Origin of the sequence: Celeribacter sp. HF31, from assembly GCF_011806455.1 — a bacterium.
In the GTDB taxonomy this organism is placed as follows: domain Bacteria; phylum Pseudomonadota; class Alphaproteobacteria; order Rhodobacterales; family Rhodobacteraceae; genus Celeribacter.
Genome location: NZ_JAATOT010000001.1, coordinates 292,706 through 312,904, shown reverse-complemented (window position 1 = coordinate 312,904; position 20,199 = coordinate 292,706). Strand labels below are relative to the sequence as shown.

The window sequence follows — 20,199 nt, the reverse complement described above, 5'->3', positions numbered from 1 at the left end:
GAGGGGCAAAAGTGAGGAAAAATGGCCCAGCAAAAACTCTATGCCGGCGCAAAATTGCGCGAGACCCGCACGCGGCTCGGCCTCACGCAACGTGCCTTTGCCGAAAAACTTGGCGTCTCCCTGCCCTATCTCAACCAGATGGAGAACAACAACCGCCCGGTCTCCACCGGCGTGGTGCTCGCCTTGGCGCAGGAGTTCGGTTTTGACGTCACCGAGCTGTCCTCTGGCGACGCCGAACGCATGGTCACGGATATGCGCGAGGCGCTGGCCGATCCGGTCTTTGCCGATGGCGCGCCGCCCTTGGCCGATCTGCGGCTCGCAGCCTCCAACGCGCCTGCGCTCGCCCGCGCCTTTCTTGAGTTGCACCGCGCCTATCGCCAGACCACTGAGCGCCTCGCCTCGATGGACGAGGCGCTGGATCGCGAAGACAGCCCGGCGCGCGCGAGCCCCTGGGAAGAGGTCCGCGACTTCTTTCACTACTGCGACAACTACCTCGACGCCGTCGACCGCGCCGCCGAAAACTTTGCCCGCCCGCATGGCGAGGCCCGCGATGTGGTGCGCGCCGCGATCGAGACGCTGGAGCAAAAGGGCATCACACTGCGCAGCGGCACGAAGGAGCTGCGCCGTTATGATGAGCGCGCGGGCGAACTGACGATTTCCTCGCGCGCCTCCACCGCGACGCGGCGGTTCCAGATTCTGCACCAACTGGCCTTGGTCACACAGGGCAAATTGCTCGACGCGACGCTTGATTTGGCACGGTTCCAAAGCGAAGAAGCTCGCCAGATCGCCCGTATCGGCCTTGCGAATTATTTCGCGGGGGCTGCGCTTTTGCCCTATGGCGCGTTTTTGGAAGCGGCACAGGAGACCCGGCATGACCTTGAGATGTTGGCCGAAAGGTTCGGCGCCTCTGTCGAGCAGGTTGCACACCGGCTATCGACCCTGCAACGCCCCGGCGCCAAGGGGATTCCGTTTTATTTCGTCCGCGTCGATCAGGCCGGGACGATCACCAAACGCCATTCCGCCACACGGCTGCAATTTGCCCGCTATGGCGGTGCCTGCCCGCTATGGAATGTGCACCAAGCCTTTGAACGGCCGGGACATTTCCTGCGCCAACTGGCGGAAACGCCGGACGGGGTGCGCTATCTGTCGATTGCACGCGATGTCTCGAAGCCCGGCGGCGCCTTTCATGCGCCGGTGCGGCGATACGCGATCGGGCTGGGCTGCGAGGTCACCCATGCCTCCGAGCTGGTCTATGCCGACGATCTCGACGTGTCGAAACCGGCGGCCTTTGAGCCCATCGGGATTTCCTGTCGGATTTGCGAGCGCCGGGATTGTCACCAACGCTCGATCCCGCCTTTGGAGCGGCGGTTGAGCATCGACCCGAACGACCGCGGCACGCTGCCCTATCGGATCGACTAGGTTCAGCGTTTACTGGTCAGGTAAATGCCCCCGAGGATCAGCACGGAGGCCAGGACGAACCGTAGCCCCAGCGCCTCACCGAGGAAGAGCACCCCGCCCAAGGCGGTGATCAGCGGCACGGAGAGCTGTGCGCTGGCGGCCAGAGGGGCGCTGATCCTCGGCAGGACGCGGTACCAGAGCATGTAGCCGAGCGCGGAGGCGCCGCCGCCCGACAGCAGGGCCATGAGCCAGCCGAAGCCGGTGAGCTGTGGTGGGCTGAGGAGGAAGATGAGGAGCACGAGCGGCAGGGTACCGATGAAGTTGCGGATGGTGCGCCCGGTGGGCTCTCCGGCACCTTGGCCCAGCAGACTGTAGACGCCCCAGGCCACACCGGAAAGCGCCATGAGCAAAGCGGCCTCCAAGGGCGGCGCTTGCAGACCGGGGAGCAGCAGCCAGACCAAGCCCGCCATGGCCAGGATGACCCCCGCCCCGCCCAAGGCCCCGATCCGCAGCCCGCGCGCACGGGCGACGGCCAGCATGGTGACCTGCACCACGGCGAAAAGGATCAGCGCGCCGCTGGCGGCGGACATGGCGCGGTAAGAGAGCGAAAAGGCGGCGGCGTAGACAAAGAGCGCTGCGATGGCAGGGATGTCTTGACGCTTTGGCAAGAGCGCGTTCCCCCGCAGCGCGCCGATCAGCAAAAGCACCAGAGCCCCGGAGGCGAGCCGCACACCTGCAAAAGACAGTGCGCCATTGGCCGGATCGGTGAGCGCCGCGCGGGTCAAAAGCGAATTGGCCGCGAAGGCCATGAGGGTCAGCGTCAAAAGGCCGAGCAGGCGCAGTCGCTGACTGCTGTGATATGATGTCCCCATGATCTCCCCCGCATGTCCGTTCAGACCATAGTGTCGCTTTGGGGCAAAGGCACAAGACGGCAAAGACAACATTCCGGTGAGGCAATGGTGATCTTTGACGGTGATCTTTGACGCGCAAGACTGATATTTTGTGGAAAAGTGGCGCGGTTGACGGGGCTCGAACCCGCGACCTCCGGCGTGACAGGCCGGCACTCTAACCAGCTGAGCTACAACCGCGCGATGCCTTTTCAGACAGTGCCCTTTCAGGCGTGCCCCGAGGGGCTATAGATCGGCAGCGATGGCGCGGTTGACGGGGCTCGAACCCGCGACCTCCGGCGTGACAGGCCGGCACTCTAACCAACTGAGCTACAACCGCCCGCTGCCCGATCAGGACCGTGTCCTGAACGTGAGGGGCGTTCTATGGCCGGGGCGCGCCCTCGTCAAGCGGGGAATCGCGAAAAAGTGTCGGGGGCGAGAAAAAACTTTGAACCGGCAAAACTGCGCCCCTAAAGTCCACCCCCGCCCGGCAAGCCCACTCTTGCCAGAAGCGTGTTTTCACTTTCTGCGCCGTCTTTTCTCAAGCCTTTTTTCGAACGCTTCCCGCGTTGTTGGAGCGGTCCAGACGCCCCAAACACAGACAAATGGCATGAGGCCAGCCAAGACATGTGCAAGATAAGGAAGATAACGGCGATCCTCCCTCCACCACTGGGGCTCGTAGACCGCCAAATAGAGAAGAAAGATCTCGATGCCTGCACAAATCAGTGCGGCCCTCACCACGCCGCCCTTGCTGGCCTGGTTCCTGATCCGTATTTCTTCGACGATCCGCACATCCACCTTCCGCAGACTGAGAGACCACAGGCCATTCACGGTCATTAAGACAGGCGCACACCTTGCATTGCAAGCGCATGCCGCAGATTTCGCAGGATAAGGGAAATGGTGGGTCGTGAGAGGCTCGAACTCCCGACATCTTCGGTGTAAACGAAGCGCTCTACCAACTGAGCTAACGACCCGGGGTCCGGCTCATTTAGGGGAAAACAAACGAGCTGGCAAGAGGGGGAGATGCAATATCCCGTCTCTTACCCTTTTGCCTTGCGCCAACCGGCGGCGCGGGCCTCGTCCTCGGAACAGAACCAGCGTTCGCCGGAGGCCGCGTTGATCCGCGTGCCCTCATACCAGCGCCCGCCGGGCATGTGGTAGAGCTTGCCGGAGCCGGAAATATTGCCCTTGATCGCGCAGTCCGACGGCGGTGTTTGCGGCGCGCGTGCGGTGCGCGTTTCGGCGCGATACGCGGAGGGCGGCTGACTTCCGGCGCGCCAGAGGCCATGCCCGCCAGCGCGTGCCGCCCCTTCGTCCGCAACGTAATCGCGACTGTATTTGGCATAGGCATAGGCGGCACCCGCGCGGACCATTTCGGCATTCAGATCGCCCTCTGCGCCGTAACACACGGCCACCGAGCGACCATAGCGATCACGGTCCTTTTCCACGCAAGCAATGGTACCAACGGCCAGCCGCTCCAGCACCGCTTTCGACCAGGTGCCACAGGCCCAGGCCTCGCCGCGCATATCGCTACAGCTTTGCGACATCTCGGGCGCGTCGATGCCGTGGAGACGGATTTTGACCGCGCCGATCGCCAAGGTGTCGCCGTCCACGACACGCAACGCCCCGTCACGTCCGGACAGAATGGCGCCTTTGAGAGAGATGTTTTCGTGAGCGTTTGAGGCAAGTTTTGCAGTCTCGACAGCCTGCACTTCGTGCGCCTCCCTTTCGCTCACGGCCTCGGCCGTCTCGAAAGGAAAAAGGGTCACCCCGAGACCCAGCGCGGCCCAAAAAGCCGCAACATATGGTAGTTTACCCAACCTCACACACGACTTGTGCATGATTTGTTCTCATAACGCAAGAGGGCGCGTCCCCTTTCGGTTAACGCGCCCTCAAGCATATCAAACGGTCTCAAGCGACCTGATCCGGCCTCAGGCCATGGCGGTCAGCGCCTTGTAAATCTCATCCTTGAGATGCATGCGTTTCTTGCGCAATTCGGTCAGCGCCAGATCCTCCATCGGCTGCACATCGGTCTCGGCCAGATGCACCTGATCGTTCAGCGCGTCATATTCCTGCATCATATGCGCGAAATGCGGATCAGCGGCCTTCAATTCGCTGATCTTGTCAGCGAGGTCCGGGAAATCGGCGGCCAGTTGGTGCGGGGTGTTGGACATTGCGCGTCTCCTCTTTCGTGTCCTTCGTTGAGGCCAGTCTGGACGGTCAGACCGCCGCAGCGCTTTGACGCGGATCAAGAAAAGCGGCTTTCTCGACAAAAGCGCCGCCTGAGGACCGACGTGCGGATTTGCGGGCCGCGGCGTGCGCATAGCATGGATTGCCATTCGCTGCCGTAGCCGCCAGTCTCCGCCCATGACACAGGCCACTTCCGATACATCCTCGAAGATGCCCAACACGATGAAAGGCATTCTCTGGATGCTTTTCATGACGCTTTGCTTCGTCATGGTGAATGTTCTTGTGAAATATGTCGGCAATGGGCTTCCGGTGCTCGAAAGCGCGTTTTTGCGCTTTCTTCTGGGGCTGGTTTTCCTCATCCCCGCCCTCGGCGCCGTGCGTCAGGTGCGTTTCACGCCACGTGTTTGGAAACTGACCTTTGGCCGGGCGCTGTTTCATGCGCTGGCGATGAGCTGCTGGTTTTACGCCATGACGCGCATCCCGATGGGCGAAGTCACCTCGCTCAACTTCATGAACCCGATCTATATCACCATCGGCGCGGTGGTGATGTTCGGCGAAAAGATCGCCCTGCCCCGGATTTCCGCGCTCGTCGTGGCCTTTCTCGGCGGCCTTGTGATCCTGCGCCCCGGCTTTCGCGAGATTGACCCCGGCCATCTGTCGATGATGCTTTCGGCCATGGCCTTTGCCGGCTCCTACCTGATCGCCAATCGGCTGGTCAAAGAGCTCCCCGCCTCCGTCGTCGTCTTTCTGATGTCGGTGACGGTGCCCATCGTGATCGCGCCCTTCGCGCTTTTACATTGGGAGACGCCGACGCTGCATGAGCTGATTTTGCTCTTCCTCACCGCCGCGTTCGCCACGATGGGTCATTACGCCATGACCCGCGCCTTTGCCTGTGCGCCGCAATCGGTGCTGCAACCCGTGGTGTTCATCCAACTGATCTGGTCGGTGAGCTTTGGCTATCTTCTGTTTGACGAAAGTGTTGATCCCTATGTGCTTTTGGGCGGTGCAATGATCATCGGCGCGGTGTCCTTCATCACTTGGCGCGAGGCCCGCAAAAAGGCTCGCGCCTGAAACTCATCTGACACGCACCTGACGCCTCAGGCCCGCTTTGCGCGCAGTTCCGACAGGATATGCGAGACCAGAACCCCGAGGATCGCCAATGCCAGCATGGCCGCAATCGGGCGGTTGACGAAATCGAGCGGGCTGTCGACGCGGGCCATGGCGGCGCGCAGTTTGACCTCCATGATGCCGCCCAGAACCATGCCCAAGATGATCGGCACGGAGGGCAGGTTCAGCCGTTTGAGCACCAGCCCCAGCACCCCGAACCCGGAGGCGATGGCGCAATCCACCACCGAATTGCGCAGGCTGTAGACGCCGACAAAGCTGAGGATCAGCACCATCATGCCCAGAAACCGCGTCGGGATTCGGATCAGGCGGATCAGCCAGTTGGACGACACCAGCATGAACAGGATGACGATGACGTTGAGGGCCAAAAGCGCGATGTAGAGCGCGTAGATGAAATCCATCCGGTCCTGAAACAGCGCGGGCCCCGGCACCACGTTATGGACGTAGAACACCGAGAGCATCATCGCGGTCAGCGCCTCGCCCGGAATGCCAAGCGCCAAAAGCGGGATCATCGCGGCGGCGGGCACGGCGTTGTTGGCGCTTTCGGAGGCGACCAGCCCCTCCTCCGATCCCTTGCCGAACAGCTCCGGATGGCGCGAAGATTTTTGCGCAAAAGTATAGCTCATGAACTGCGCGGTGAATTCGCCGACGCCGGGGATCATCCCCATCAAGACGCCAAAGAACGACCCGCGCGCCGCGATCTTTTTATGCCGGAGCACACCCAGCATTTCCTGCCCGACATGGCCTTTGATCGGCGCGGCGTCCGGCGCGCTTTCCGAGTCGACCAAAAGCGCCAGAGCCTGAGAGATCGCGAAAAGCCCGAGCACCACGACGATCAGATCGAGCCCGGAGGTCAGCCAGCCCTGCCCGAAGGTGAAGCGCATGGTGTATTTCACCGGCTCCATGCCGATGGATTGCAAAAGGATGCCAAATCCCGCCATCATCCCGGCCGCCGCGACCTGTCCACGGTGCGCCACGATGACCAGAACGATGCCCAGAAGGGCCGCGAGAAAAATCTCCCGCGCCCCGAACATCGGCGCGATTTTGGCCAGCACGGGCGACAGCACGATGAGGGCGAGGATCGACAGGATGCCGCTGAAAAACGACGCACCATAGGCCAACCCAAGCGCCTTGGCCGCTTCTCCGCGTTGGGTCATCGGGTAGCCGTCGTAGGTGGTCAACGCGTTGACCGCCGTGCCGGGCGTGTTGATCAGAACCGCCGGAAGCGAGCCGCCGAACATCGACGAGCCGTAAATCCCCAAAAGCATCACCAGCCCCACCAAGGGCGGCAAGGCGAAGGTCGCAGGCAACAAGATGGCGATCGCCACGGCAGGGCCGACGCCCGGAATGGCACCGATGATCACGCCGCCGATCGATCCGATCAAAAGCGCCACAAGCACATCGAGGCTCATCAACATATCGAGGCCGGAAAGAAGCGTCTCCATTCTGCGAACCCTTTAGAAATTAACCATCATGAAGGTGCGGATGCTCTCGGGCAGATAGGCGTAAAGCGCACCTGCGGGCACCTTGACCTGAAGCCCGGCCTTGAACACCGCAACCACTGCAAAGCCGAAGGCCGCCGCCCAAAAGACGCTTTTGGCGGAGCGATAACCCAGACGCCTCGTCAGCAGCACGGCAAAAAGCATGGTGGCGGGCAGATAGCCGATCACCGGCACCAGCCAGACATAACAGAGAAACCAGGCAACGAATTCGAGCGAACGCAGCCAGTAGACCACCTCAGCGCCACGTCCCTCTTGACGGGCGGAGACGAGAGAGCTCATCAGATGCACCGCACCGAAGCCCACCATCATGACAACTCCGACGGCGGGCCAAAAGGCGGGTTGTGCAAAGAGCACGGTGTTTGCGACCCAGGTCGTCTGGACCGGCAAAAGCACCAAAGTGGCGAGCGAGAACGCCATGAAGGCGGTGGCGAAAACCAGATCTCCGGGGCGTCTCTCCCGTCGCAACATCCCCGCCAAAGCTGTCATTCCCGCCATATCCTCAGCCCTTTGCATCCGGGGCGGACCCAAGGTCCAGCCCCTTGGTTTCTCATTTGGATTTAGTCAATCGCCGCACTGATCCGCGCCATGGTTTCAACATCCACCCCCATCTGAGCCTCAGAGGTGGCGGCGTCTTTCCAATAGATCAGCGCGCCGGTCTGGGCGGCCAGATCCTTGGCCGCGTCGGACATCATGACCTTCTCGGCCACCACAGAGATTTTTTCGCGCACCTCCTCCGGTGTGCCCTCTTTCAGGAACAGCCCGTTCCAGGTCGAAAGATCGAGATCGGGCAGCACTTCGCCCACCGTCGGCGTGTCCGGCAGGATCGAAATACGGTCTTCGGTGACGGAGGCGAGGAAGGTCAGATCGTCGATGCAGGGCATCACCAGTTGCAGCGTTGTGTTGATCACATCCGCGTCACCCGAGGCCAGAGTGTTGCAATCAAGCGCATCGAAAGCCGCGTTGGAAGAGAACTCGAAACCCATAGATTTCGCGATGGCAAATGTGTGCCGTGCCGGCGTGGTCACATCGCCGAAATGCCCCAAAGTGACGTCGTGATCCTTGGCATAGGCGGCCAATTCGTCGAGCGTTTTATAGGGCGCATCGGCTTTCGCGGCGATCACGAAGGGATAGGTCACGAAAATGCCGACCGGCTCGAACGGGTTGCCTTCGAGCGGCGGAATGCCGAGATGCGGTCCCACCAGTGGCACGTCGATCACAAAGGAGCCGACCGTGTAGCCATCCGCAGGGGCCAAAGCCACCTCGACCGCGCCGGGGAACGGACCGCCGCCGCCACCGGGTTTGTTCACCACGGCGGCGGGCACATCATAAGTGGCCTGAAACTCATCGGCAATCATCCGCGTCAGGATGTCCTCGAGATCGCCCGGCGGGAAGGGCACCACGAATTCGACGGGTTTCTCGGGGTATTCGGCGGCTGCGGCCAATGGCAGTGCGGCCAGCGCAGCGATCGTGCCGTATTTCAAAAGCGAGGTCATGGCGGTCTCCTGTCCAAACATCGGCACGCGCGCCGATTTGAAAGCGGTGTAAAATCCTGGCCGGCCCGTTGTCTCGGAGTGGGGTCTCGGAGTGGGCCAGATGACAGTAGAATGACAAGCAGGGGCCAATTCTCCATTGCATTTTGTGACATAATTCCGATATTTTGCGCATATTCACTTTGGAAACGGGCGGAAAAGTAATCACATGGCACGCGAAACGCATGGCTATGCGGCGATCCGCAGCACGCTTTTGACCTACGTCCTCGACCGGCTCAATGCGCGCGGGGTGGCGACTCAATCGCTTTTGTCAAAACATGGCATCAGCCTTGATATGTTGAAAGATCCCTATGCGCATCTGTCGATGAACGAATTCAACAGCTTCCTTGAAAGCGCCTCGGAACTCTCGGGAGATCAGCACATCGGCGCGCATATCGGCACGGAAATCCGGGCGGGCGATCTGGGGCCCATGGGCATTCTTTTGTCGCTGTCACGTTCGATCCATATCGGGATTGATCGGATTGCAAAATCTGCCGCAGCGCTTCAGAGCGGCACGGAGATGAGCTTTTTGCCCAATGGCGACGAGATGCTTATGTCCTATCAAATCGAAGACGCGCGCATCTGGCCCCGACGGCAGGATGCGGAGTTTTCACTGGTCGGCACGGTGCAAGTCATCCGCGACAATTTCCTGCGCCGCTGGTCGCCGCAACAGGTGCATTTCGAACACGCCCCGCCGGACGACGACAGTTTCCTGCGGCAATTCTTTCGCTGTCCGATCCTTTATGGCCAGGCGACGAACCGGCTGGTGATGGATCGCGCGCCTTTGATGGAGCTCTACCGCGTCGAAGATGCAGCACTTGTCAGCATGCTGGAGCGCCACATCGAAGATCTGATCGAGGCGACCCCGCATAACAGCACTCTGACCGATGCGGTGCGCACGGTGGTGACCTCGTCGCTGGGGTTGCGACCGATTTCCGTTGAACGCGTGGCCGAAACGCTGGGCCTGTCGCCGCGCAACCTGCAGCGCAAACTCTCTGACGAAGGCACCAGCCTGCGCGATCTTTTGGACGACATCCGCCGCGACCGGGCGACGACGCTTTTGTCGGATGGCGACATCCCCGTGGGAGAGGTCGCCGCCGCGCTCGGATATGCCGACGGCACGGCCTTTTGGCGGGCACACAAACGCTGGTCGAAGCTTACGCCACGCGAAGTGCGCTCGGGCAAGGGCTATCGGTTTTAACAGAGGTTAAGCGCGTCCCTGCACGAAATTTGCGCGCAAATCCGGAAAAGACGGCGCCGACATGGCGTAAAATATCGGAAAAATGGCACGTCCCGCAATGGGCTTTCGGGCGCTTTCCCCCGTTACTGAAGGAAAGAGGCGCATTGCGAAAAGGACGGATGATGACCGAGTTGCCGAAAATCGATTTCATTTACCTGAACGAACAGGACATGATCAAAGCCGGCGTGACCGATATGGCGGGTTGCGTCGACACGATGGAAGACATGTTCAAACTGCTGCATTCCGGCGATTACCGGATGGCGGGGGCCAACAATGACAGCCACGGCGCGATGATCATGTTTCCCGAAAACAGCCCGTTCGAGACCATGCCGAAACCCACCGCTGACCGCCGCTTCATGGCGATGCCGGCCTATTTGGGCGGCCAATACGGCACGGCAGGCGTAAAATGGTATGGCTCCAATATCGCCAACCGCGACAAGGGCCTGCCGCGTTCGATCCTGATGTTCACGCTCAACGACGCCGACACCTCCGCGCCTCTGGCCTATATGTCGGCGAATCTGTTGTCGGCCTATCGCACCGGCGCGGTGCCGGGCGTCGGCGCCCGTCATCTGGCGCGCCAGGACAGCAAGGTGCTCGCCGTGCAAGGGCCGGGGGTGATGGGCAAGACCTCGCTGGCGGCCTTCATGGCGACCTGCCCCGAGATCGACACGGTGAAGCTTTTGGGGCGCAGCCAGGGCTCGATCGATCGCTTTGTCGAGTGGGTGAAAGAGACCTATCCGCAGGTTACCACCATCGAGATCGTCGAGGATCTGGAAACCCTCGTGCGCGGGTCCGACATCGTGACCTATTGCGCCTCGGGCGAAACCGGCGATGTGTCGAAATACCCGATGGTCAAACGCGAATGGCTCAAACCCGGCGCCTTCCTGTCGATGCCCGCCTCCTGCGACATCGACGAGGGCATGAAATCCAAAGACGTGCGCAAAGTCTGCGACAACATCGGCCTCTATGAAGCCTGGTTCGACGAATTGCCGAAACCAGCCCATGTCCATGTGCCCGTCATCGGCGTGAAATTCCTCGACATGATCGAAGAGGGCAAGATGGACCGCGCGGAGTTGGAAGACCTCGGTGCGATCTGTGCGGGCGCCACGCCGGGGCGCCAAAACGAAGACGAGATCATCATCCTCTCGGTCGGCGGCATGCCGGTCGAGGACGTCGCCTGGGGCACGGTGATCTACCGCAACGCGATCGCAAAAGGCATCGGCACGAAACTCAATTTGTGGGACAAACCCGTCCTGCGTTGATCCCTCTGCGCAGGGGGTGCTTCCCTTCGCCCCCTGCGCCTTTTTAGGAACAAACATGACCAAAATCACCAAAGTCAAAACCGGCGCAAAGCTCGAAGAGCTGAGCAGCTATTCGCGGATCGTCATGGTCGACAACTGGATTTTCGTGTCCAACACGGCAGGGCGGAACCCGGAGACCAAAGAGATCCCCGAAGACCTGGCCGAGCAGACCGAACAAGTCTTTGCCAATATCACCCGTGCGCTGAACGCGGTGGACTCCGGGCTTGAAGATGTCGTCTCCACCCGCGTCTTTATCCAAAATCCAGCGGATACCCCGGCAGTGATGGGCATTTTCGGCGAAAAATTCCGCGGCATCGACCCGACCACCACCGTGACGAACCCGCCTCTGGGCTCGGCACACTATAAGGTCGAGATCGAGGTCACCGCCTACAAGGGCGCGGCAGATACCGTGCAAGACCGGATCACACTCTCGCTTTAACTTCAAAGGATTGCGCCATGTCCGACCTCAAGATCTCTGCCCCTGCCATCACGCCCGTCGCCACCTCCGACACCCTGCCCGAACGCACCACGGTTGCCATCATCGGCGGCGGCATCGTGGGGCTCTCGGCGGCGCTCACGCTGGCGGAACGCGGCATTCCCGTGGTCGTGTTGGAAAAGGGGCGGATCGCGGCGGAGCAATCCTCGCGCAATCTCGGCTGGGTGCGCAAAACCAACCGGTTGGCGGCAGATATTCCGCTGGCGCAACAGGCCGAGCGGCTCTGGGCCGAGATGCCGCAGCGCACCGGGGAACAGGTCGGCTATCGCCAAAACGGCATCATGTTCGTGGCGGGCTCCGACAGCGAGATGGAGATGTATCGCGGCTGGCATGACTCTGTGCAGGGGCTCGATCTCGGCAGTCGGCTTTTGAGCGCAGCCGAGATTGACGCGCTTGTACCCGGCGGCCGGACCGCGTGGAAAGGCGGGGTTTACACCCCCTCGGACGGCTATGCCGAACCGACGCGGGCCAGCTCCGCCCTTGCCAAGGCGGCGCAGGAAAAAGGCGCGATCATCCTTGAGCGCTGCGCCGTGCGCACCATCGAGACCAAGGCCGGACAGGTCAGCGGCGTGGTGACTGAGCGCGGCGAGATCGCCTGTGATCAGGTCATCCTTGCAGGCGGGCTTTGGTCGCGGCGGTTCTTGGGCAATATGGGCGTGGCCCTGCCCGTCCTGCCGCTGATTTGCTACGCGTTTCGCACCACGCCTCTTGAGGGCCCGAGCGACATTGCCGTGGGCGGCCCGGATTTTTCCTTTCGCAAACATGAAAGCGGCGGCTATGTGATCACTCATCGCGCCGCCCTCGGGTCGCCTTTCGTGTTGGATCACGCGCTGATCGGCATGAAATACTTGCCGACACTCAAACATACCTACAACATGATCCGCCCGGTCTTTCCCGGACCGCTGATCGAGGATCTGAAACTGGCGCGCAAATGGTCGCGCGACCGGGTTTCGCCTTTCGAGCGCGCCCGCGTGATGGACCCGGCGGCAAACGACAAGATCAACGCTCAGGCGCTCGACAATCTGCGCAAAGCCTGGCCGGTGTTCAAAGAGGCCGAAATCGCAGAGGCCTGGGCCGGAACCATGGACATCACGCCGGATTCGAACCCGGTGATCGACCGAATTGATGCTGTTCCGGGACTGACGATTGCGACGGGCATGTCCGGCCATGGCTTTGGCACGGGACCCGCCGCGGGGCAGTTGGTGGCGGAACTGGCGACCGGCGCCGAGACCTGTGTCGATCCCGCGCCCTATCGGTTTTCGCGGCTCTAGGCGCCCGCGATCAGGCTGATCGCGATGGACCACATGACAAGCGCGATGCCCCCGTCGAGCACACGCCAGGACAGGTCACGGGCAAAGATCGGAGCGAGGAACCGCGCACCGAATCCCAGAGCGAAGAAGAACAGCAAAGAGGCGCTGGCCGCCCCCATCGCAAAGCCTGCCCGTGCTTCGCCAAACCGGGCGGAGATCGCTCCCAAAAGCACCACTGTGTCGAGGTAGACATGCGGGTTGAGCCATGTGAGCGCCAGCGCGGTGAGCATGGCGGCCGTGCGACTGTGCCCCTCTCCCTCAGCGGCCTCAAGATGCGCGCCACCGTGCCAGGCAGAAAGGGCCGCCTTGGCCCCATAATAGATCAGAAACGCCGCGCCCCCCCAGCGCAGGATCGGCAATAAAGGCGGAAAGGCTTTGGATATTTGCGCCGAGGCGAAGACGCCCAGCGTGATCAGCACCGCGTCCGAGAGCGCGCAGATCAGCACGACCGGCAGCACATGCGCGCGTTTAAGGCCTTGGCGCAAGACGAAAGCATTCTGCGCGCCAATGGCGACGATGAGGCTCAGCCCAGTAAGAAGCCCGGTGAGGGCGGCGTGCAGCATGTCTTGTGTCATGAAAACTCCTTTGTCAGGCGGAGTTACGGGGCTTGAATGAATTAGACAAATTAAACTTCTTATGTCTAAATTAGTTATGCTTAATTCTTCCGATTACCCCGCGCTCACCGCATTGGCTGCCGTTTTGCAGAACGGCTCTTTCGAAGGGGCGGCAGAACGGCTCTCTGTCACGCCCTCGGCCATTTCGCAACGCATCAAGGCGTTTGAGGAGCGGTTGGGCAGCGTTTTGGTGATCCGTGGCACGCCCTGCGTGGGCACTGAGACGGGCCGGCGTCTTGCGCGGCATATGGAAGAGGTCGGGCTTTTGGAGCGCCAGTTGATCCGCGATCTTGGAAAGACAGAAAATGCCGCAGTTTCCGTTCCCATTGCGGTCAATGCCGACAGCCTCGCCACCTGGTTCTGTAGCGCGATGGCGCCCGTCTCCGGCATGTTGTTTCAGCTCCAGATCGACGATCAGGACCACTCCGCCGACTGGCTCAAACGCGGCGAAGTGATGGCCGCCGTCTCGTCCCGCGACACGCCGGTCTCGGGCTGTGATCTCATGCCTCTGGGCGCGCTGCGTTATCTGCCGGTGGCAACGCCTGAGTTCGTGGCGCAGCATTTCCCCGAGGGGCTGACGCCAGAAGCCTTCGCCCGCGCCCCCTCGTTGATCTATGATGAAAAAGACCGGCTACAAGACACTTGGGCCGCACATCAGGCCGGGCGGCGTGTCTCCCTGCCCGCCCACCGCATCCCCTCGACCCATGGCTTTGTCGATGCGGCTCTGGCGGGGCTGGGTTGGGGGTTGAACCCTTTAGCGCTCTTACAACCACACCTGGACAGCGGCCGCCTCATCGCCCTCTCGCCTGAGCCTTGGGACATCCCGCTTTACTGGCATATCTCGCGGCTGAGTGCGCCGAGGCTCACCGACCTCACAGACGCCGTGAAACGCGCCGCGAAAACCCATCTGGTGCAAAAAACCCCGCCTGAAAAGACGGGGCTTTCTCAATTCATATGACTTGGCTCAGAGCTGTGCCGCGACGTCTTCCGGCACGTCGAAATTCGCCGTCACCGATTGCACGTCATCGTCATCTTCAAGTGCTTCGACCAGACGCATCAGCTTTTGCGCAGTCTCGAGGTTCACCTCAGTGCGGTTCTGCGGCTTCCAGATCAGCTTGGATTCCTTGGACTCGCCCAGCTCGGCTTCCAGCGCGTCGGAGACAGCCGCCAGATCGCCATCGGCAGTGTAGATCCAATGCCCTTCTTCGTCGCTTTCGACATCCTCGGCGCCGGCTTCGATGGCGGCCATCATCACGGTGTCCGCATCGCCCACTTCGGCGTCATAGGTGATTTCGCCCACACGGTCGAACATGAAGGCCACAGAGCCGGAGGTGCCCAGATTGCCGCCCGCCTTGGTGAAGATCGAGCGCACGTTCGACGCGGTGCGGTTCACATTGTCGGTCATGGTCTCGACGATGAACGCGATGCCTTCCGGACCGTAACCTTCGTAACGGATCTCATCATAGTTCTCGCCATCGCCCCCCAGTGCCTTTTTGATCGCGCGGTCGATCACATCCTTCGGCACGGATTGGGTTTTCGCGGTCTTCACCGCCAAACGCAGACGCGGGTTCTTCTCAGGATCCGGGTCGCCCATTTTCGCCGCCACGGTGATCTCTTTGGCGAGTTTCGAAAACAGCTTCGAGCGCACGGCGTCCTGACGCCCTTTGCGGTGCTGGATGTTTGCCCATTTAGAATGGCCGGCCATGTGGCGCCTCCGGAAATGTCGATAAAGTCAGATTACGCGCCTCTATAAAGCAGCGCCCCTATGACCTGCAAGGCCGCCCTATGGCTTTCAGGCGGTCTTTTCCGTGGGAAAAATACTCAAAATCCTCACATGGGCCACAAAAGCGGGATCACCGCCGCCGACAAAATCCCGATCGAGAGGTTCAGCGGGATGCCGACCTTCATGTAATCGGTGAATTTATAGCCGCCGGGACCGTAGACCATGGTGTTGGTCTGATAGCCGATGGGCGTCGCGAAAGAGGCGGACGCCGCGATCATCACCGCCACCACAAGCCCGCGCGGGTCGAGCCCCATGGTGTTGGCCAGTCCAATGGCAATCGGCGTCACGACGACGGCGACCGCGTTGTTCGACACAAGCTCGGTGAGGATCGAGGTCATCAAAAAGATCGCCCAGACGACGAAGAACACCGGCAAGCCGCTCAAAAGCGGCGCAACGGCGTCCACGATCAGCTCGACAGCTCCCGAGGCATCGAGGGCGGCCCCCACCGCCAGCATGGCAAAGATCAACGCCAGCAAGCGCCCCTCGACAAAGGAAAACGCCTCGTCCGCGTCGATGCAGCGGGTGGTCAACACCACCGCCACGGCAATCACCGAGAGCATCAGGATCGGCGCCACGCCCAGAGCGGCGAGCACGACGATGGAGAACATCGCAACGAGCGCAATCGGCGCGTGGCTGCGGTGATAGGCGCGTTCGGTCGGTTTCGACACATCGCCCATGTCCATGTCGGAGGCGAGGCGCTGGATGTCCGCGGGCGTGCCTTCGAGCAAAAGCGTATCGCCAACACGGACCACAAGGTCTTGAATTTGTTGACCAAGGTTCTGGTTGCGGCGGTGCACGGCCAGAACGTAAACGCCGTAGCGACGACGCAGCCGCATCGACGACAGAGCGCGTCCAACCATCTTGCAGCCCGGCGTGATCAGCACCTCCATCGTGGTGGTTTCCACCGCAGAGACCTGATCGACGCGCTTGAGGGATTTGTCACGCTGAAGGCTGAGAAGTTCGGTGATTTTAGAGCGCAGAACCACGCGGTCGCCGACCTCAAGGGTGAACCCCTCCAACTCATGGCGATAGGATTTGTCGCCGCGAATGACGTCAATGAGCCGCACGCCTTCGCGTTTGAAAAGCTGCACGCCGGTGACTTCGCGCCCGATCAGGTTGCTGTCCGGCGGGATCACGGCTTCGGTGAAAAACTTCATTTTCGAACGGCCAGAGGACAGCATCGCGGCCAGGCTGTCGCGCTCGGGCAAGAGATGGCGACCAAAGACCAACAGATAGATCATGCCCCAGGCAGTCACCACGAGGCCTAGGATGGAGACCTCGAAAATCGTGAAGGGCTCAAGCCCCTGCGCCCGCGCGACACCGTCGACCAGCAGGTTGGTGGAGGTGCCCAAAAGCGTGATCGTGCCACCCATGATGGCGGAATAACTCAAAGGGATCAAGAGCTTGGAGGGCGAAACGCCCAGTTTGCCCGAAAGCTGAATGAACACGGGGATCATGACAACCACGACGGGCGTGTTGGCCACGAAAGCCGAAAGCACCACCACGACCGAAAGCAGCATGCCGATGGCGACAGACGGGTGTGTCTCGGCATAATTCCCGGCCTGACGCGTGAACCATTCCAATCCGCCGGTGCGCACCATCGCGCCCATGACGATGAACATCGCGGCAATGGTCCACGGTGCTGGGTTCGACAGAACGGAAAGGGCGGCGTCATAGGGCAGGATGCCCAGAACCATCATCAGCGCGGCGCCTGTGATGGCGATCACCTCGGTCGGGAAGACCTCTCGCATGAAGAGCACGAACATAAAGCCCACGACCACGAGGGCGATCACCGCCTCTGTCATTGGACTGAACTGAAAAAGCTCCATTGCGCCTCACGTGGTTGTTCGGGTTGGCACCAATATGCCTTGCGGGAGCCCGTTATCACAAGCGACAAAATGCCCTGAGATCAAAAGGATATTTCGGCCAATTGATCAAAACCGGAATAAAATTCGCGCGTATCGGGCCGGTATCGAGGGCCTGGCGGTTACGGCGCGCTTTGCTCTAGGCGGCCGCCGACCCGAATCTGCTTCACCCGCGTGGCAAGCCCCGTGCGGTCATCCGTCTCGACATAGACCCCCGACAGCGTCGCCTCGCCTTTCGCCGGCTCATAGCGGCCTTTGGCCATGCCGGTCACAAAGCGGCGCAGGGGTTCCGCCTTGTCCATGCCGATGACCGAATTGTAATCGCCGCACATGCCCGCGTCGGTGAGGTAAGCCGTGCCTCCGGGCAGGATTTGCGCGTCACCCGTGCAGACATGGGTGTGGGTGCCAACAACAACCGAGGCCTTGCCATCGCAGAAATGCCCCATGGCCATTTTCTCCGACGTCGCCTCGCAATGCACGTCAATGAGCGCGGCCTGAATGGCGCCGCCGAGTTTGTGGCTCATGAAGACCTGATCGAGCGCGGAAAACGGATCGTCAAAGGCGCGTTTCATAAAGACCTGCCCCAGAACCTGCGCCACGAGAATGCGCCGTCCACGCGCGTCCTCGAAAATGCGGACACCGCGGCCCGGCGCGGCCTTGGCAAAGTTGATCGGGCGGACGATGCGGGTCTCGCGTTCGCAAAACTGCATCATGTCTTTCTGGTCAAACGCGTGATCGCCCAGCGTCAGACAATCGACCTCTGCCTCCAAAAGCAGCTTGGCATGATCGCCCGACAGGCCCATGCCATTGGTGCAATTCTCGCCATTGACCACGACGAAATCGAGCCCCCACTCCTTGCGAAGCGCCGGCACGCGTTCGATCACCGCCTTGCGGCCCGCGCTGCCGACAATATCTCCGAGGAACAGAATTTTCATGGGGCCATAGCCTTTCTTGGTCTCTTTGCCCCCTTAAAAGGTGAGCACTTCTCTCTCGGTCACAATCGCATCCAGCGGCGCGTCGGTCGGTTCCACCGGCACGTCATGCGCCTCTTGGCCCGCATAGGCGAGGCCCACGGCAAAGACCGGGCCACTGGCGCGCAGCTTGGCGAGTGTGCGGTCATAAAATCCGCCGCCATAGCCGAGACGATGCCCGTCCCGGTTGAAGGCCAAAAGCGGAACGATCACCACCTCGGGCACCACTGGGTCGGACGAGGCCGGGATCAGCGCCCCAAAGGCGCCCGGCACCATCTCCGTGTCCGGCGTCCAGAGATCAAAGCGCAAAGGCTGCGCCTTGGCCTCCACCACCGGCACCGCAACGGGGCCACGGGTGTGCAGCCGCGCCATGGCCGCCAGCGGGTTCACTTCGCTGCCCAAGGGCATGTAGCCCGCCGTCAGCTTGCCCGCATGGGGCGTCAGAAATCCCAATAAAAGCTGGGTCGCTTGCCGTGCCGCCGCCCCGCCCAAGGCTTCGCTTTGCGCATGAGCCGCATCGCGTGCCGCTTTGGCGCGGGTCCTCAGCGCCGTCTTGAGCGCCGTGGTTGTGCCGTTCACACCCGTCACAGAAGCACCATCCCCGCAAGTCCCAAGAAGGCAAAGAAGCCAACGACATCCGTCACCGTGGTCACAAAGGCCCCTGAGGCCAGCGCCGGGTCGACGCCCAGACGTTCCAAAACGACCGGGATGCCGATGCCCGCAAGCCCCGCGATCACAAGGTTGATCACCATGGCCGCGCCGATCACCGCGCCCAGCCCGGGCGAGCCGAACCAGAGAATGCCGACCACCCCCATGATCACGGCAAAGACGATCCCATTGGCAAGCCCCACAAGCACCTCGCGTCGAATGACCCGCCAGACGTTGGCGCCGGTCAAGTCGCGCGTGGCGATGGCGCGCACGGCGACCGTCAGCGCCTGTGTGCCCGCATTGCCCCCCATGGAGGCCACGATCGGCATCAACACGGCCAGCGCCACGAATTGCGCAATCGTGTCCTCGAATTGCGCGATCACCAAGGAGGCGAGGATCGCGGTCACGAGGTTCACCGCGAGCCAGGGGATGCGCTGTTTCACCGTGTCCATCACACGGTCGGCCAATGACCCCTCGCCCACACCGGCGAGGCGCATGATGTCTTCTTCGTGCTCCTCGTCCAACACGTTCATCGCGTCGTCGATGGTGATGACGCCGACGACACGTTCGTCCGCATCCACCACCGGGGCGGCGATCATGTGATACTGGTTAAAGGCATAGGCGACGTCGGTTTCGCTTTCGTCGACGCGGAAAGTGCGAAAGCCCGGCTCCAACAGGTCCGTCAAAGGCTGCGCCCGCGGCGCGCCCAGGATTTTGCCCAGCGTGACGTGCCCCACCGCATGCATTTTCGGGTCGATCAGCACGACGTGGTAGAAGTCTTCCGGCAGGCTTTCGGATTTGCGCATGAAATCTATGGCCTGACCGACGCTCCAATGCTCCGGCGCCATCACGACTTCGCGCTGCATCAGACGACCGGCGGAATATTCCGGGTAGGACAGCGACTGCTGAACCGCGACACGATCCGCGTCTTCAAGCGTCGCAAGGATCGCCTCCTGCGCCTCTTCGTCCAGATCCTCGACCAGATCGACCACATCGTCCGATTCCATGTCCCGGACCGCATCGGCCAGAACGTCAGGACGCAGGACGTGGATCACCTCGTCACGGATGCCCTCATCGAGTTCGGAGAGGATTTCGCCATCGAATTCCGCGCCATAGAGCAGAATCAGCCGACGCCTGTCAAAGGCATTCACCTGTTCGAGCAAGTCGGCGATGTCGGCCGCGTGCAGCGGCTCCATCAGCTCGATGAGCTTGCCCCGATCGCCGGTGTCGACCGCATAGAGAATGGCGCTGAGCACTTTCGGACTCAACGCGTAGCCATCTTCGTGTTCGGCCTCATCCTCGATCTGCGTTTCTTCTTCGACCATCGCTTGCCCAATCGT

At 61.4% G+C, this 20,199-nt stretch carries 20 protein-coding genes and 3 tRNA genes; 7 read left to right on the top strand and 16 right to left on the bottom strand.

The genetic code is table 11. The features are described 5' to 3' along the window. Positions 1–21: 21 nt before the first annotated feature. Positions 22–1,419 (top strand): short-chain fatty acyl-CoA regulator family protein, encoded by a 1,398-nt coding sequence (locus tag HCZ23_RS01605; protein WP_167599943.1) that lies wholly within the window; start codon positions 22–24, stop codon positions 1,417–1,419. Between the two features lie 2 nt (positions 1,420–1,421). Here the strand turns inward: HCZ23_RS01605 and HCZ23_RS01600 are convergent, their stop codons facing one another. The 7 genes from HCZ23_RS01600 to HCZ23_RS01570 all read right to left on the bottom strand — a co-directional run bounded on the left by HCZ23_RS01600 (position 1,422) and on the right by HCZ23_RS01570 (position 4,459). Then, the gene (locus HCZ23_RS01600) at positions 1,422–2,270 is read right to left on the bottom strand and encodes a DMT family transporter (RefSeq protein WP_167599942.1); all 849 of its coding nucleotides are present in this window, start codon (positions 2,268–2,270) and stop codon (positions 1,422–1,424) included. 139 nt (positions 2,271–2,409) lie between these two features. After that, positions 2,410–2,486 (bottom strand) — tRNA-Asp (locus HCZ23_RS01595). 62 nt (positions 2,487–2,548) lie between these two features. Continuing rightward, a tRNA-Asp gene (locus HCZ23_RS01590) sits at positions 2,549–2,625 on the bottom strand. Between the two features lie 179 nt (positions 2,626–2,804). Next, positions 2,805–3,122 carry a hypothetical protein gene (locus HCZ23_RS01585; RefSeq protein WP_167599941.1) on the bottom strand — a complete coding sequence of 106 codons (318 nt, stop codon included), beginning with the start codon at positions 3,120–3,122 and terminating at the stop codon, positions 2,805–2,807. Positions 3,123–3,183: 61 nt separating this feature from the next. After that, positions 3,184–3,259: transfer RNA gene (locus HCZ23_RS01580), tRNA-Val, on the bottom strand. A gap of 66 nt (positions 3,260–3,325) precedes the next feature. After that, on the bottom strand, positions 3,326–4,021 hold the full coding sequence (locus HCZ23_RS01575; protein ID WP_368487266.1) for a thermonuclease family protein: 696 nt from the start codon (positions 4,019–4,021) through the stop codon (positions 3,326–3,328). Positions 4,022–4,216: 195 nt separating this feature from the next. Then, the gene (locus HCZ23_RS01570; RefSeq protein ID WP_167599939.1) at positions 4,217–4,459 is read right to left on the bottom strand and encodes a YdcH family protein; all 243 of its coding nucleotides are present in this window, start codon (positions 4,457–4,459) and stop codon (positions 4,217–4,219) included. A gap of 226 nt (positions 4,460–4,685) precedes the next feature. Here HCZ23_RS01570 and HCZ23_RS01565 point away from each other — a divergent pair, with 226 nt between their 5' ends. Continuing rightward, positions 4,686–5,546: a DMT family transporter gene (locus HCZ23_RS01565; protein ID WP_167600289.1), complete on the top strand. Its 861-nt coding sequence runs from the start codon at positions 4,686–4,688 to the stop codon at positions 5,544–5,546. A gap of 26 nt (positions 5,547–5,572) precedes the next feature. On the opposite strand, the gene HCZ23_RS01560 is transcribed toward HCZ23_RS01565, so the two are convergent. The 3 genes from HCZ23_RS01560 to HCZ23_RS01550 all read right to left on the bottom strand — a co-directional run bounded on the left by HCZ23_RS01560 (position 5,573) and on the right by HCZ23_RS01550 (position 8,595). Next, positions 5,573–7,045 (bottom strand): tripartite tricarboxylate transporter permease, encoded by a 1,473-nt coding sequence (locus HCZ23_RS01560; RefSeq protein WP_167599938.1) that lies wholly within the window; start codon positions 7,043–7,045, stop codon positions 5,573–5,575. Between the two features lie 12 nt (positions 7,046–7,057). Continuing rightward, positions 7,058–7,597 carry a tripartite tricarboxylate transporter TctB family protein gene (locus HCZ23_RS01555; RefSeq protein WP_167599937.1) on the bottom strand — a complete coding sequence of 180 codons (540 nt, stop codon included), beginning with the start codon at positions 7,595–7,597 and terminating at the stop codon, positions 7,058–7,060. A gap of 62 nt (positions 7,598–7,659) precedes the next feature. Then, the gene (locus HCZ23_RS01550; RefSeq protein ID WP_167599936.1) at positions 7,660–8,595 is read right to left on the bottom strand and encodes a tripartite tricarboxylate transporter substrate binding protein; all 936 of its coding nucleotides are present in this window, start codon (positions 8,593–8,595) and stop codon (positions 7,660–7,662) included. A 205-nt stretch (positions 8,596–8,800) separates the two neighbouring features. Here HCZ23_RS01550 and HCZ23_RS01545 point away from each other — a divergent pair, with 205 nt between their 5' ends. The 4 genes from HCZ23_RS01545 (at position 8,801) to HCZ23_RS01530 (ending at position 12,939) form a co-directional block, all read left to right on the top strand. After that, positions 8,801–9,832 (top strand): AraC family transcriptional regulator, encoded by a 1,032-nt coding sequence (locus tag HCZ23_RS01545; RefSeq protein WP_167599935.1) that lies wholly within the window; start codon positions 8,801–8,803, stop codon positions 9,830–9,832. 161 nt (positions 9,833–9,993) lie between these two features. After that, a complete protein-coding gene (locus HCZ23_RS01540; protein ID WP_167599934.1) occupies positions 9,994–11,133 on the top strand; it encodes a tyramine oxidase subunit B in 1,140 nt (379 codons plus the stop codon). A 55-nt stretch (positions 11,134–11,188) separates the two neighbouring features. Then, positions 11,189–11,611, top strand: a complete 423-nt coding sequence (locus tag HCZ23_RS01535) for a RidA family protein (protein ID WP_167599933.1) — start codon at positions 11,189–11,191, stop codon at positions 11,609–11,611. Positions 11,612–11,628: 17 nt separating this feature from the next. Further along, positions 11,629–12,939: an FAD-binding oxidoreductase gene (locus HCZ23_RS01530; protein ID WP_167599932.1), complete on the top strand. Its 1,311-nt coding sequence runs from the start codon at positions 11,629–11,631 to the stop codon at positions 12,937–12,939. On the opposite strand, the gene HCZ23_RS01525 is transcribed toward HCZ23_RS01530, so the two are convergent. Then, on the bottom strand, positions 12,936–13,553 hold the full coding sequence (locus tag HCZ23_RS01525) for a LysE/ArgO family amino acid transporter (protein ID WP_254869849.1): 618 nt from the start codon (positions 13,551–13,553) through the stop codon (positions 12,936–12,938). The genes HCZ23_RS01530 and HCZ23_RS01525 overlap by 4 nt on opposite strands. 76 nt (positions 13,554–13,629) lie before the next feature. On the opposite strand from HCZ23_RS01525, the gene HCZ23_RS01520 reads away from it, so the two are divergent. After that, a complete protein-coding gene (locus tag HCZ23_RS01520) occupies positions 13,630–14,550 on the top strand; it encodes a LysR family transcriptional regulator ArgP (protein ID WP_167599931.1) in 921 nt (306 codons plus the stop codon). 6 nt (positions 14,551–14,556) lie between these two features. On the opposite strand, the gene HCZ23_RS01515 is transcribed toward HCZ23_RS01520, so the two are convergent. The 5 genes from HCZ23_RS01515 to mgtE form a co-directional block, all read right to left on the bottom strand. Further along, positions 14,557–15,297: a YebC/PmpR family DNA-binding transcriptional regulator gene (locus HCZ23_RS01515; protein WP_167599930.1), complete on the bottom strand. Its 741-nt coding sequence runs from the start codon at positions 15,295–15,297 to the stop codon at positions 14,557–14,559. A 125-nt stretch (positions 15,298–15,422) separates the two neighbouring features. Then, complete coding sequence (locus tag HCZ23_RS01510; protein WP_167599929.1) at positions 15,423–17,204, bottom strand: SLC13 family permease; 1,782 nt, start codon at positions 17,202–17,204, stop codon at positions 15,423–15,425. Between the two features lie 158 nt (positions 17,205–17,362). Then, entirely contained in the window at positions 17,363–18,175 is an 813-nt protein-coding gene (locus tag HCZ23_RS01505) for a TIGR00282 family metallophosphoesterase (RefSeq protein ID WP_167599928.1), read from the bottom strand. Between the two features lie 33 nt (positions 18,176–18,208). Next, entirely contained in the window at positions 18,209–18,799 is a 591-nt protein-coding gene (locus tag HCZ23_RS01500; protein ID WP_368487265.1) for a 5-formyltetrahydrofolate cyclo-ligase, read from the bottom strand. Next, on the bottom strand, positions 18,796–20,184 hold the full coding sequence (gene mgtE / locus HCZ23_RS01495; protein WP_167599927.1) for a magnesium transporter: 1,389 nt from the start codon (positions 20,182–20,184) through the stop codon (positions 18,796–18,798). Before mgtE ends, HCZ23_RS01500 begins: the two co-directional genes overlap by 4 nt. Positions 20,185–20,199: the final 15 nt, after the last annotated feature.